The organism is Solimonas terrae, assembly GCF_011067135.1.
GTDB lineage: Bacteria > Pseudomonadota > Gammaproteobacteria > Nevskiales > Nevskiaceae > Solimonas > Solimonas terrae.
In genome coordinates this window covers 268502-281790 of the sequence record NZ_JAAMOW010000003.1, presented here as the reverse complement: position 1 = coordinate 281790, position 13289 = coordinate 268502, and the positions used below count along the sequence as shown (strand labels likewise).

The 13289-nt window shown below is 59.6% G+C and carries 12 protein-coding genes; 7 read left to right on the top strand and 5 right to left on the bottom strand.

Annotated elements, in window-relative coordinates; genetic code table 11:
• Window positions 1-35: 35 nt before the first annotated feature.
• The 3 genes from cysE to G7Y85_RS07175 form a co-directional block, all read right to left on the bottom strand.
• Window positions 36-833, bottom strand: coding sequence for a serine O-acetyltransferase (cysE, locus tag G7Y85_RS07185; protein ID WP_166254116.1), 798 nt, complete (start codon window positions 831-833; stop codon window positions 36-38).
• Window positions 834-1971: 1138 nt separating this feature from the next.
• Window positions 1972-2763: an RNA methyltransferase gene (locus G7Y85_RS07180; protein ID WP_166254113.1), complete on the bottom strand. Its 792-nt coding sequence runs from the start codon at window positions 2761-2763 to the stop codon at window positions 1972-1974.
• A gap of 3 nt (window positions 2764-2766) precedes the next feature.
• Entirely contained in the window at window positions 2767-3726 is a 960-nt protein-coding gene (locus G7Y85_RS07175) for a GSU2403 family nucleotidyltransferase fold protein (RefSeq protein WP_166254110.1), read from the bottom strand.
• Between the two features lie 146 nt (window positions 3727-3872).
• Here G7Y85_RS07175 and G7Y85_RS07170 point away from each other — a divergent pair, with 146 nt between their 5' ends.
• The 3 genes from G7Y85_RS07170 to G7Y85_RS07160 all read left to right on the top strand — a co-directional run bounded on the left by G7Y85_RS07170 (window position 3873) and on the right by G7Y85_RS07160 (window position 6382).
• Window positions 3873-4640 (top strand): inositol monophosphatase family protein, encoded by a 768-nt coding sequence (locus tag G7Y85_RS07170; RefSeq protein ID WP_166254107.1) that lies wholly within the window; start codon window positions 3873-3875, stop codon window positions 4638-4640.
• A 63-nt stretch (window positions 4641-4703) separates the two neighbouring features.
• On the top strand, window positions 4704-5342 hold the full coding sequence (locus G7Y85_RS07165; protein ID WP_166254105.1) for a DUF47 domain-containing protein: 639 nt from the start codon (window positions 4704-4706) through the stop codon (window positions 5340-5342).
• A gap of 8 nt (window positions 5343-5350) precedes the next feature.
• Window positions 5351-6382 (top strand): inorganic phosphate transporter, encoded by a 1032-nt coding sequence (locus G7Y85_RS07160; RefSeq protein ID WP_166254103.1) that lies wholly within the window; start codon window positions 5351-5353, stop codon window positions 6380-6382.
• Window positions 6383-6471: 89 nt separating this feature from the next.
• On the opposite strand, the gene G7Y85_RS07155 is transcribed toward G7Y85_RS07160, so the two are convergent.
• Window positions 6472-6777: an H-NS histone family protein gene (locus tag G7Y85_RS07155; protein ID WP_166254101.1), complete on the bottom strand. Its 306-nt coding sequence runs from the start codon at window positions 6775-6777 to the stop codon at window positions 6472-6474.
• A gap of 247 nt (window positions 6778-7024) precedes the next feature.
• Between G7Y85_RS07155 and G7Y85_RS07150 the strand changes: the two genes are divergently transcribed.
• The 4 genes from G7Y85_RS07150 (at window position 7025) to G7Y85_RS07135 (ending at window position 12294) form a co-directional block, all read left to right on the top strand.
• Window positions 7025-7813, top strand: a complete 789-nt coding sequence (locus tag G7Y85_RS07150) for a sulfite exporter TauE/SafE family protein (RefSeq protein ID WP_166254099.1) — start codon at window positions 7025-7027, stop codon at window positions 7811-7813.
• A gap of 36 nt (window positions 7814-7849) precedes the next feature.
• Complete coding sequence (locus G7Y85_RS07145) at window positions 7850-9226, top strand: phosphohexomutase domain-containing protein (RefSeq protein WP_166254097.1); 1377 nt, start codon at window positions 7850-7852, stop codon at window positions 9224-9226.
• A 117-nt stretch (window positions 9227-9343) separates the two neighbouring features.
• On the top strand, window positions 9344-10780 hold the full coding sequence (locus G7Y85_RS07140; RefSeq protein ID WP_166254094.1) for a mannose-1-phosphate guanylyltransferase/mannose-6-phosphate isomerase: 1437 nt from the start codon (window positions 9344-9346) through the stop codon (window positions 10778-10780).
• A gap of 47 nt (window positions 10781-10827) precedes the next feature.
• Complete coding sequence (locus tag G7Y85_RS07135) at window positions 10828-12294, top strand: lipopolysaccharide biosynthesis protein (RefSeq protein ID WP_166254092.1); 1467 nt, start codon at window positions 10828-10830, stop codon at window positions 12292-12294.
• Between the two features lie 13 nt (window positions 12295-12307).
• Here G7Y85_RS07135 and G7Y85_RS07130 read toward each other — a convergent pair whose 3' ends face one another.
• Window positions 12308-13288, bottom strand: a complete 981-nt coding sequence (locus G7Y85_RS07130; protein ID WP_166254090.1) for a hypothetical protein — start codon at window positions 13286-13288, stop codon at window positions 12308-12310.
• Window position 13289 lies beyond the last annotated feature (1 nt).

Sequence of the window (13289 nt, the reverse complement as noted above, 5' to 3'; positions counted from 1 at the left end):
GTTCAGGAGCGTCGAGCAAAAAACAACGCCCCCCATCAGTCACCCTTGCGACGCGAATTCCCCGCCAGAGAATCCAGCGCGGACGTCGAATCGACGCAGATGTCCGGCAACTCCAGCTTCGAGAGCTCCAGCTCCGGCATGCGCGAGTCCATTTCATGCAGCAGCCGGCAGATCTGCACCAGCCGCTCGTCGAGGCGCTGCACGTGATCGAACATCGTCGACATCGCATTCGCGACCGGATCCGGCATGTCACGGGACAGACCGTAAGCGTCGAAACCCATTTTCTTCGCAATCGCGGCCACGGCTGCGGACGGCTCGGCAGCTTCGTGCACGATGCGCGCCGGAATGCCGACGACGGTCGCACCGGGAGGCACTTCCTTGACGACCACCGAATTCGAACCGACGCGCGCACCGGCGCCGACCGTGAACGGCCCGAGAATCTTGGCGCCGGCGCCAACGACCACGCGATCGCCGAGCGTCGGGTGGCGCTTGCCCTTGTTCCAGCTGACACCGCCCAGCGTCACGCCGTGATAGAGGGTCACGTCCTCGCCGATCTCGGCCGTCTCGCCGATCACCACGCCCATGCCGTGATCGATGAAGAAACGTCGGCCGATGCGCGCACCGGGATGAATCTCGATACCCGTCAGCCAGCGCGCCAGATTCGAATTGAGCCGTGCCAGCCATTTGAGACCATGTGCCCAGAGCCAGTGGCTCACGCGATGGCCCCAGATCGCATGCAGGCCCGGATAGCAGGTCAGCACTTCCCACGTGTTCCGCGCGGCGGGATCACGATCGAAAACGCTGGCGATGTCTTCTTTGATTCGGGCAAACATAGGTTTGAGGATTGCTCCGGCACCGGGTTTTCTATTGTAGACCGCTTCGGTCCTGTTTATGCCCGAGATCCGCATGCACCTCGATACACCGCGCATTCGCGCGGCACTCGGTGCGAACGGTGGGGGGGTTGTGAAGATAGACGGCCCGATGCACCGCGTGTTCACGCAGTACCTGGTGGGTGGGTCGAGCCGCCCCTCAATATCCGTCGGTGCTGAGTGCCGCGTGGGGTACCGAAGCATTCCTTCGCGATCACTCGGTGCGAACGGTGGAATGAATCGCTTTGCCCCCTTCTCCCCCACCCGTTCATGCCGAGTGCCGCCGCAGGCGGTGTATCGAGGCACGCGCGCAAGCCCGTCATCCTGGCACGGTATTGCAAGCCTCTCGATACGGTGGCGAATCGATCACGCAAGACCATCGTGCACCTCGATACACCGCGCATTCGCGCGGCACTCGGTGTGAACGGTGGGGTGTGAAGGTACGCAGCCCGATGCACCGCGTGTTCACGCAGTTCCTGGTGGGTGGGTCGAGCCGCCCCTCGATATCCGTCGGTGCTGAGTGCCGCGTGGAGCGTAGGGTGCCGAAGCATTCCTTCGCGATCACTCGGGGCGAACGGTGGACTGAATCGCTTTGCCCCCTTTCCCCCACCCGTTCATGCCCAGTGCCGCCGCAGGCGGTGTATCGAGGCACGCGCGCAAGCCCGTCATCCCGGCACGGTATTGCAAGCCTCTCGATACGGTGGCGAATCAATCACGCAAGACTATCGTGCACCTCGATACACCGCGCATTCGCGCGGCACTCGGCGCGAACGGTGGGGGGTGGCGAAGATAAGACAACCCAATGCACCGCGTGTTCACCCAGTGCCCGGTTGGTGGGTCGAGCCGCCGCCTCGATATCCGTCGATGTTGAGTGCCGCGTGGGGCGTGGGGTACCGAAGCATTCCTTCGCGATCACTCGGGGCGAACGGTGGAATGAATCGCTTTGCCCCCTTTTCCCCCACCCGTTCATGCCGAGTGCCGCCGCAGGCGGTGTATCGAGGCATGCGACCCGATCACCAGTATCCCTCGATACACGAGGCCTTCGGCCTCGCACTCGGCATGATCGGATGCGTCGGGGCGGCTCGCACACTCCACCGATCGCTCACTCGTCGGCCGCGGCACTGCCGTCCAGCGGAATGCGACGACGCTTCGGCTTTTCGATCGACGTCAGGATGCCGCGCAGGATATTCAGCTCGTTGCGATCCGGACTCGCGCGATTGAAGAACTGACGCAGCCGCCGCATCAGCAGGCGCGGATTGGCCGGATCGAGAAAGCCGGTCGACAGCAGAATCCGCTCGAGATGGCCATAGAACCGCTCCATCTCCTCGGCGGCCGGCGGCTCGTACCATGGGTGCCCCTGCTTGCTCGATACCGTCGGCGCATCCGGCAGCGACGCCTTGCGCAGCTCGTAGGCGAGTACCTGCACGGCCTGTGAAAGATTCAGGGAGCTATAGCCGGGATTGGCCGGAATCATCGTCACGGCGTGGCAGAGATCGAGCTCTTCATTGGTGAGCCCGGTGCGCTCGCAGCCGAACACGATCGCGACCTTGCCCGCCTTCGCCACGGATGCCGCGCGCGCCGCCGCGTCCCATGGCCGCAGTGGTTCGTCGCCCAGATGCCGTGGACGGGCCGAACTGGCCACCACCCAGACGCAGCCGGCGACGGCCTCGGCGAGCGAATCGACCACCTGCGCGTGGTCGATCACCGGCCCGGCATGGGCCGCCGTCATTCGTGCCTGCGGATGCGGAAAGCGATCGGGGCTGACCAGCACCAACTCGGTCAGCCCCATGGTCAGCATGGCGCGGGCGGTCGAGCCGATATTGCCCGGATGCTGCGTCTTGACCAGCACGATACGGATGTTGGTGAGCGGCTCGTTCGAAGAAAGATCAGTCATGTCTCAAGGCAAATAACGTTGAAGCTCGTCGGGCACTTCGCGGACAAACTCGTCGTCGAACGGCAAGTGCGGCATCGATTCCTGTATGGCGAGCAGCAGGCGTCGCCCCTGCTCACCATCTTTCGGTTTCTTGTTGCGATTGCGTTCCGGCTTCTCCGACAGCCAGAGTTTGTGCAAAGCCATCCACCGCGGGTCAGGCACCACCAGCCGAACGGGCTGATTGTTCATGTCGAATACGACATGCGCCAAGCTGCGGCCGCGCAACAGCCATTCCTGTTCGGGCAGCGGGATCGGCCGTATGGGCTCGCTGGCCGGAAAGTGCGCTTTCAAAGATGGGGCCAACAGCAACTCGACCTCATAGGCACCGGCGTTGCGCGCCTGAAAAGGCTTCTCGTAGTTCGGCGTGAACGTCGAATCGACCGACTTGAGCAAGGAATAGAACGGTGTCGCACCGCCGCCAGCGACCGTCATCTGCGCCTGCCGACACCAGGCAAAGTCGCAGTCCTCCGTTGTTTCAAGACCGATCGCGAAGCGATCCTGGGCCTCGAACTCATAAACGGGCATTGCATTGGTCCCGACCACCAGCAGCGACGTACCCAGCAAGGCGCGACGATCCGCTTCGCGGCAGATTTTCCCGAGAATCGGGTGAACTCGTGGCAAGCGATGTGCACGATACTCCGCGGCGATCAACCCCAAACGCTCGCGAAGCTCGGCGAGCGCGCGATCAATCTGCGGCCTGGCGATATCCTGAGCATGCTTCAGCGCCTCGGTCTCGGCGTTTCTGCGACCGAGTGATTGCGCGCCGCTGCGGCCGAAATGACGGTACAGGTACTCCACCCCGTCAATACGCTTCCATTCCAGACGGTGCGCGTGCTCGTCGGCCTGGCGGCTCGCGTGCAGCCAGGCGTCATACGCCACTGCGGCGTTTTCAAGAATCCGGAGCTGTTCGGATCTGAGCTTCATGGCAAATTAATCAAAGACTTAACCAACGTCAGCAAGAAACTCGGTGAACGTAGGTTAAGTAATTGATTTATCAAGAGGCGCTCAGTGTATGCGCATGCACTCTGATATTCTATTTGCTTATCCCCATCGCTCAATCCCGGCCCGTCATGCACCCGCTGGTCAATATTGCTGTTTCAGCCGCACGCTCCGCCGGCAACTTCATCATGAAGTACTACGAGCGCAGCGATCAGCTGCAGATCGAGCGCAAGGCCAAGAACGACTTCGTCACACAGGTCGACCGCGGCGCCGAGCAGGAAATCATCCGCCTGATCCGCAAGGCCTATCCGCAGCACGCCATCCTCGCCGAAGAGAGTGGTGCAAGCGGCGACAACGAAGTGACCTGGATCATCGATCCGCTCGACGGCACCACCAACTTCCTGCACGGCATTCCGCACTTTGCCGTGTCGATCGGCATCGAGGTCCGCGGCAAGCTGGAGCACGGGGTGATCTACGCACCCTGCACGCAGGATCTGTACGTGGCGTCCAATGGTTCAGGCGCGACGCTCAACAATCGCCGCATGCGCGTCAGCCAGTGCAAGGAAATGGAGCGCGCGCTGATCGGCACCGGCGTGCCGCTGCGTGAGGAATATCTGGACCGCTATACGCCGATGCTGCGCAATATCGCCGCCAATACTGCCGGCATCCGTCGCGCCGGCTCGGCGGCGCTGGATCTGGCCTACGTGGCTGCCGGCCGTCTCGACGGCTACTGGGAATTCAATCTCAAGCCCTGGGACATCGCCGCTGGTATCGTCATGGTGCAGGAGGCCGGCGGCATCGTGCGCTCGCTGGATGGCAGCGACGACGTACTCAAGCATGGCCATATTCTGGCGACCACGCTCAAGCTGGGCGACGAGCTGACCCAGCTGTTGCGCTGAGCACGGCGTCGCCACGCTAACGAATTCCGTAACCTTCCGAAAATCCGCCGAGAATCAACGACGATGCTTGGACGCCTCATGCCTCGCGAAGGCAGATTCTTCGATCTTTTCAATGCACACGCGCAGCAGATCGTGGTTGGTGCCGAGCGCCTGCTGGGTCTGATGCAAACCCTGGGTGTATCGGCCGAGCAAGCACAAAAGCACGCGGACGAGATCGACGTCATCGAAGATCGCGCCGACAAGATCACGCACCAGACCGTTGCACTGCTGCATTCGACCTTCATCACGCCGATGGACCGGGACGAAATACACCAGCTGATCTCGCGACTCGACGACGTCCTCGACATGATCCAGGGTGCCGCGCAGATGGTCGCCACCTATGATCTGCGCGCGAGCACACCGGAAGCCGTGCGCTTCGCGGAAATCATCCTGGCGTCGGCGCTCAAGGTTGCCGAGGCCGTGGGCCTGCTCTCCGACATGGACAACGGCCCGAAGATCATGGCGGCCACCCGCGACATCGGCACCCTCGAAGCCGACGCGGACAAGCTGCTGCGCGACGCGCTGTCGAAGATATTCCGCGAAGAACCGGACGTCCGTCAGCTGATCAAGCTCAAGGATCTTTACGAGTCGCTGGAAACCGTGACAGACCATTGCGACGACGTCGGCAACATGCTCGAAGCGATCGTCCTCGAAAACTCCTGAGACGCGCGATGGAGCACGTGACGCTGCACGTCATCATCTTCCTGATCGTGCTGGCACTGGCCTTCGACTTCATCAACGGCTTTCACGACGCCGCAAATTCGATCGCCACCGTCGTCTCCACCGGCGTGCTGAAGCCGCAGTTCGCGGTCGTGTTCGCGGCATTCTTCAACTTCGTCGCCTACTTCATTTTCCCGCTGAAAGTCGCTGCCACGATCGGCAAGGGCACCATCGATCCGGGCATCATCGATCACTACGTGATCTTCGGCGCGCTGGCCGGCGCCATCGTCTGGAACCTCATCACCTGGTATTTCGGCCTTCCATCGAGCTCCTCGCACGCGCTGATCGGCGGCCTCGTCGGCGCCGGCATCTGCAAGGGCGGCATGGGCTCGCTGATCTGGTCCGGCCTGCTGAAGACCATCGCCTTCATCGTGCTTTCGCCCCTGCTCGGTTTCGTGCTCGGTTCCATCCTCACGCTGGCCGTCAGCTGGATCTTCTTCCACTCGACCCAACGGCGCGTCGATACCCTGTTCCGGCGACTGCAACTGGTCTCCGCATCGCTCTACAGTCTTGGACATGGCGGCAACGATGCGCAGAAAACCGCCGGCATCATCTGGATGCTGCTGATCGCCACGACGGCATCCGATCCCGGCGTGCTGCCCCACTGGATGCACGCCCATGCCGACCACCTGCCCGGCTGGATCGTCGGCGCGTGCTACGTGACGATCGCAACCGGCACCATGTTCGGCGGCTGGCGCATCGTCAAGACCATGGGCCAGAAGATCACCAAGCTCAAGCCGGTGGGTGGCTTCTGCGCAGAAGTCGGCGGCGCCGCGACCCTGTTCATTGCCTCCGGCTTCGGTATTCCGGTTTCGACAACCCACACCATCACCGGCGCCATCATGGGCGTCGGCGCGACCCGACGCTTCTCCGCGGTGCGCTGGGGCGTGGCCGGGTCTATCGTGTGGGCGTGGACCTTGACGATCCCGGCCAGCGCGATCATCGCGGCGCTTGCCTGGCACCTTGGGCATCTCGTGCTTTGACCGGGTGGCCCCCCCCCTCGCCCCGGAAAGAATGGGTTGGGTGAGGTGGTCGTGCATGAAAGCTGCAGCAATCACCCTCACCCGATCAATCAGACCGCAAAGCTCTCGCGAGACTTCCCGGCAGCTTCGGCATCCGCCAACCATTTCGGCGTACGACCACGGCCAGTCCAGGTTTCTCCTGTGACCGAGTTCCGATACTTGGCAGCGACCTTTCCGGTACTCTTCTTGGCCTTGCTGCTCGGCTTGAGGCCACCGAGGTCAGCGATCGTCAACCCGTACTTCTCCATTTTTTCCTTGATCTCGGAAATTACTTTTTCTATTTCGGCCTGGCGAAGATCCTCTGCCTGGCGCGTCAGGGATTCAATCTGCTTGAGCAACTCGCTATAGGTAGCCATTGTTTCTTTTCTCGCAGTCGTTCAACTTGGAATATTAATGGTCGAATTTTGAAGTAAATTCAGATAACTGAAAAGCAATTCGCCATTTTAACGATATTCTCACTTGAGTTGAAGATATCTCTGTCGGGCAACCCAAGATGCATGGGCAAGCTTTTTGCGTCAGCAATATTTACGTATAGAGATACCCAAAAGCTACACGGAAACATGGGGCTTCACCCCAATAACTCAATCATAACAATTAATAGAAATGCATATTGACTGGTCATACAGCGCAGCCGGGCTAGGTATTGGATTCCTCGTTGGATTGACTGGAGTTGGTGGTGGCGCTTTGATGACGCCTGTCCTGATGCTGTTGTTCGGCGTGGCACCGCGCACGGCAGTGGGCACAGATCTTTGGGTCGCCGCCGTCACGAAGCTCGTCGGTGGCACTGTGCATCAGCATCACGGTTCGGTGGACTGGGAGGTATTTCGACGCCTTAGCGCGGGTAGCATCCCAACTGCGGTCCTGACGCTCGTCTGGCTCCACACCAGCGCGGTACAGAGTTCACAGGATGCCCGGATGATGACGGCTCTGGGCGTCGTGCTCATCGTCACGGCAGTCGCAACGATTTTTCGCCAGAAAGTGCATGCCGTCGGCAATCGGTTACGTGAAACCATGCCGACACAATTCAAGTTGATTCAGCCAGCCTTGACTGTCTTCGCCGGTGCCATTCTGGGCTTCCTCGTGACGTTCACGTCGGTCGGCGCTGGCGCGCTCGGCGCGGTCATGCTCCTCTACCTGTATCCCAAGCGCATGAAGCCGGCGAAGCTGATAGGCACGGATCTCGTGCACGCCGTGCCGCTGACCATCGTCGCCGGAACCGGACATTTGCTCTTAGGCAATGTCAATTACGTCTTGATGCTCACACTGCTTCTTGGCAGCGTGCCAGGGGTCATCATCGGCTCGTTCGCGAGCAGCCGCGCACCCGAAAACGTCATCCGGGCGGCGATCGCGCTGGCGCTTGTTGCGTCCGGCATAAAAATGATCTCGCTGTAAGTGCCAACTTCCCGCTCAATATTCAAACCCCGAGTCATGCAAAGTTCACTCAAATGCTTCAAGGCATACGATATCCGGGGGCGCGTTCCCGACGAGCTGAATGAGAACATCTCATTCCGGCTCGGCCTTGCTTTTGCGGAGCGATTCCAGCCACGAACGGTGGCACTGGGCCGCGATATCCGGCACTCGAGCAGCACGCTCCTCAACGCGCTGGCGCACGGCCTGAGTCAGCGAGGTGTGGACGTACTGGACCTCGGACTCTGCGGCACCGAAGAAGTGTACTGGGCGGCACAGCAGCCCGGAGTCGATGCCGGCATCGAAGTCACGGCCAGCCACAACCCCATTGACTACAACGGGATGAAGCTGGTGCTCGGCGGTGCGATTCCGGTTTCAGGCGATTCGGGACTTCGCGATCTGGAACGAATGACGGCGAGTTCGGTGGAAATCTGTCCGAGCGGACCAGCGCCCGTTCGAGCGGCCAGTTTCCGGCAGCGCTACGTCGATTTTTTGCGAGCGTATATGCCACCACCCGGTACGCACCGATTGAAAGTGGTGGTCAATCCGGGAAATGGGGCTGCCGGCCCTCTGCTTGAGGCACTGTCGCCGCACCTGCCATTTGAGCTGATTCGGGTGAATTTTGACCCTGACGGGAGCTTCCCGAACGGCATACCGAATCCATTGCTGCCAGAAAATCGCAGCGCAACCAGCGATGCCGTTGCGCAGTCCGGTGCCGATTTCGGAGTTGCGTGGGATGGAGATTTCGATCGCTGTTTCCTGTTTGATGAAAACGGAACATTCATCGAGGGGTACTACATTGTCGGGCTGCTCGCTGAAGCGCTACTGCGTGCGACACCCGGCCAAAAGATCGTGCACGACCCGAGGTTGATCTGGAATACGATTGATATCGTGTCGGCAGCGGGTGGCATTGCCGTGCAATCGAAGACGGGACACGCCTTCATCAAGGAGCGCATGCGCCATGAAGATGCCATCTACGGTGGCGAAATGAGCGCACATCACTATTTCCGCGACTTCGGTTACTGCGACAGCGGAATGCTGCCTTGGCTATTGGTCGCCAAGCTGATATCCGAATCAGGCAGGCCCCTGTCCGCGCTCGTCGAAGAGCGCGTCAGACGCTACCCGGCGAGCGGTGAGATCAACCGCACAGTTCCGGACGTAAGAGCCGTCATTGAAGGCATCCGCACGCGGTATGCTGGGACAGGAGCGACCGACCACACAGACGGCCTCAGCATGGAATTCCCGGCCTGGCGCTTCAATCTGCGCGGCTCCAACACCGAACCGGTGCTGCGTCTCAACGTAGAGTCCCGCGCAGACGAAGCCTTGATGCGTCAGCGCACTACCGAATTGTTGGGCCTGATCGACCAGTTGAGCAGCCCTGCCCCAGCACACCTGTAGGAGCGGCGCAAGCCGCGATCACCCAAAGCACAAAATGTTGCGCTTCGGCTAACGTCCATACCGCTCCGGCAGCAAGGCATCTCAAATTCTCGCACCAACTACTGACGAATCAGCCGCATGAACACGTCGAACAACGCTCCCATCCGTATCCTTCCCGTGCTCCTGGCCGGTGGTTCCGGCACTCGCCTCTGGCCGCAATCCCGCGAGCAGTACCCAAAACAATTCCTCAACCTCATCGACGACAAGTCGCTACTGCAAAATACCGCGCTCCGTGCGGCTCGCATTCCCGGATCGCTGCCGCCGCTGGTGATCTGCGGCGATCAGCATCGTTTCATCGCTGCCGAGCAATTGCGACAGATCGGCATGACGGACGCAACGATCATCCTGGAACCGACCGGTCGGAATACTGCTCCGGCCGCTGCGGTGGCGGCACACTTCGCGACGGAAAAATATGGCGAGGATGTCGCAGTGTTCCTGATGGCCGCCGACCACACGGTTCGGGACAACGAAGCCTTCGTTCGCAGCGCCATCGCTGCCTGCGGTGCCGCAAGCTCCGGCCACATCGTCACATTCGGTGTCGTCCCCACGCGTGCGGAAACCGGCTACGGATACCTCAAGAGAGGGACAGCCCTGGATGGCGACGCCTATCAGGTCGCACAGTTTGTCGAGAAGCCCGATCTTGAGACCGCCCGGAAATTCATTGCCGACGGCGACTATTTGTGGAACGGCGGTCTTTTCGTTTTTCGTGCGAATGTCTTTCTGGGAGAACTTACCAAATTCGAACCGGGAATCGCCGAAAATGCCGAAAATGCATACAGGCTCGGCAAGCACGATCTCGATTTCATTCGCCTGCACGCAGACAGCTTCCAGAACTGTCGCAGCGACTCGATCGACTATGCCGTCATGGAAAAGACAGCACTGGCAGCGCTGGTGACCATGGACGCAGGATGGGATGACGTCGGCAGCTGGGAATACCTCGCCGCGCTGCCACCCAGCGACAACAGTGGAAATGTCGCCCGCGGCGATGTCTTCCTCGAGGGCTCGCGCAATAACCTGATCAGTGCGAATTCAAGGCTGGTAAGCCTCATCGGCGTTGAAAATCATGTCGTGGTCGAGACCGCGGATGCCGTACTGATTGCATCCAGGGACCATACGCAAGACGTCAAGAAAATTGTGCAGAGACTCAAGGCGTCAGGCCGCAGTGAAGCCCAAGTGCACCCGCGCGTCTACCGTCCATGGGGCTGGTACGAGACCATTGCGCTCGCCGGCCGCTTCCAGGTCAAGCGCATCATGGTCAAGCCCGGCGCAAAGCTCTCGCTCCAGATGCATCACCATCGCGCAGAGCACTGGATCGTCGTGTCCGGCACTGCGCAGGTAACGATCGAGGACAAGGTCTTCCTCCTGTCCGAGGATCAGTCCACGTACATACCGCTCGGCAACAAGCATCGCCTCGACAATTCAGGGAAGATTCCGCTGGAAATCATCGAAGTTCAGACCGGAAGCTACGTCGGCGAAGACGATATCGTTCGATTTGAGGATATATATGGGCGTTAATGCCCACCGTTGCCGTCTGCCAGAGTCCGACTAGGGGGCTTGTAGCCGTGAACGGTCCGGCACGCTACGCCTGGACCATCAACGGCCCTTCAGGCTCGGTCGCCGGCAGCCAAGTCAGCGCCAACGGCAATATCGACGCGCAAGCACGATACGCTCACCACTGTGGACCTTTATCAACAAGGGTGCCTCGACTGCACTTTTGTAATGACCGAAAATTTTCGAGAGTCGACAGCATGAAGGGTGGAATCTCCAAAGCCCGGCACTGGCTTTTGGTTCTGGGCGTGCGCGGCGCCGGCGGTGTTGCAGGTGTTTTGGCCACCATTACGGCGTCGCGGCTGCTGGGTGCCAAGGATGCCGGCCTCGTTTTACTTTCGCTGTCCATCGTGACCGTACTATCGGCTTTTTCCAGAATTGGCTTGGACAATGCGCTGGTGCGGCACATAGGAATGCATGCGGCCAACGGCGAGTGGAACAAAGTGCAAGGCGCCTTCCGTTTGGCGCTCAAGTGGTCAGTTCGCACGTCGCTTTGCACTGCCGCGTTGGTCTGCCTGTCCGCCGGCATGATCGCCGAATACGGGTTTCATAAGCCCGCGCTGGCGCCAGTCTTGCAAATCATGGCCTGGATGGTCCCGGCGACAACCATTTACGTCCTGTGCGCCCAAAGTTTCATTGGCACCCGACGCCCGGAAATAGCCACTTTTCTGCAGAACATCGGGTTGCCGCTGAGCTTTGTGTTGCTGCTGACGCTCGCAACGCTGATCTCCCTGCCTGCGCGCGGCGAGATATTGGGCGCCGCTGCTTACACGCTGGCCGGCGCTGCAACTCTATTCCTGGCCCTGACTCTTTGGTCGAAATTAATACCGGCAGCACCCCCGATGTCCGACGCCGAAGCCCTGTGGAAAAGCGCAGCTCCGCTATGGGTTGTGGTGCTGATGAGTCAGGTCGTGAGCTGGGGCGGACAAATTGTTTCAGGGATATGGCTTGGCGCAGCCCAAGTTGCGCTGCTGGCGGCAGCACAAAGAACCGCCGTGCTCATCAGCCTGGTTTTGATGGTAACCAATATGCTGGTAGCGCCCAGATTCGCAGCGTTGCATCAGCAAGGCAACGCAAAGGACCTGAAGCGACTTGCGAGACGGTCAACCAGCTTGATGACCCTTGTTGCGACAATCGTGGTCAGCGCAATCGCCGCCGCCGCGACGCCGCTGATGCGGCTTTTCGGTCACGAATTCATACCTGCCGCGGCTCTACTCAGAATTCTGGTACTTGGCCAATGGGTCAACGTGGCCAGTGGTTCCGTTGGCCTGCTCCTGCAGATGACAGGGCACGAACGAGACATGCGCAACATCTCGATTTTTTCCGGCTGCCTGGCGGTTGCACTGGCAGTTGCACTCACCAGTTACCACGGCGTTGTGGGAGCGGCTTGGGCAATAACCCTGACCGTAGCGATACAAAACGCGGCGGCAATGCTGATGGTGCGATATCGACTCGGTTTCTTCACATTCGGACTGATTTAGCCTGCGGCAACGATCAGCGCACCTCGTGTGCGGTAAAGCTGAAATTACTGACAGTCAGCGACAGCTCTCGATCGTCACTGCAGAACTGGCTTACATCACTTTCTTTATCTCTCAAGAACTTATCCGACTTTGCTTTCACACCAAATTTCTCCTGCAGTTCTTCTTTGTATTTACTTTGAACATAAAGGCCCATCTGCATACGATCTGGCGCCGAATTCTGCTTGTTGGGGTAGATGAAGCGGTCACCAGATTGATTATCGTTTGGTGCCGCTGGCATCGGTTTACCGTCAACGAGCACGCCGACCGCTCCTGTTTTTCCAGGGCGATCCCACTCAACATCCACATGAACGCGATGAGTTTCATTTTCACTAATTGGCGCCTCGGCTAGAACGACTCGGCAAAATCGATCATTAACTAAATCATCCGAAGATCGGCAGTAACCACTAGCCCGTGCAATCTTCATCGCCAACTGCAACGTACCGTGCAAATCTTGCGAACCAGAAGGTTTTGTGTAGAACAATCCTATAACCGGAGACCCTCCATCCAAGGCGCGATCTCGCGGACCAAAATTACTAGAGTGCCATTGCGCAATGAAAGCACCACGACTCCAATCACCTATGAGATGCCCTGAGTCGTTCAGCGAGAACGACCAATCATATGAAACTCTAGGAAACCGCTTTTCGTCTTCAACCCCCCATACGCCGCCCTGAGCCCTATCTGACGCGACCACGTTTTGCACAATTTCGGTACGAAATCCCTTCCCCAGATAGTCGCAAGGCCTCCATTTAATGTGAACCACCGGCCCTTCAGGAGTAGACACCACCACGGGTTGCGACCGCTTGCTTGCTTCTATGCGCCAACAACGGTTCTTTGATAAATCGAGAATATCAGGAGCACTTCGCAAAACTCCTGAATCAACAATACCGCATTTAGCACTGCTTTGCCCCGAGCTTATCGTGAGCGGGAACGCTAACAGCAGTGATACCAAGGTCATG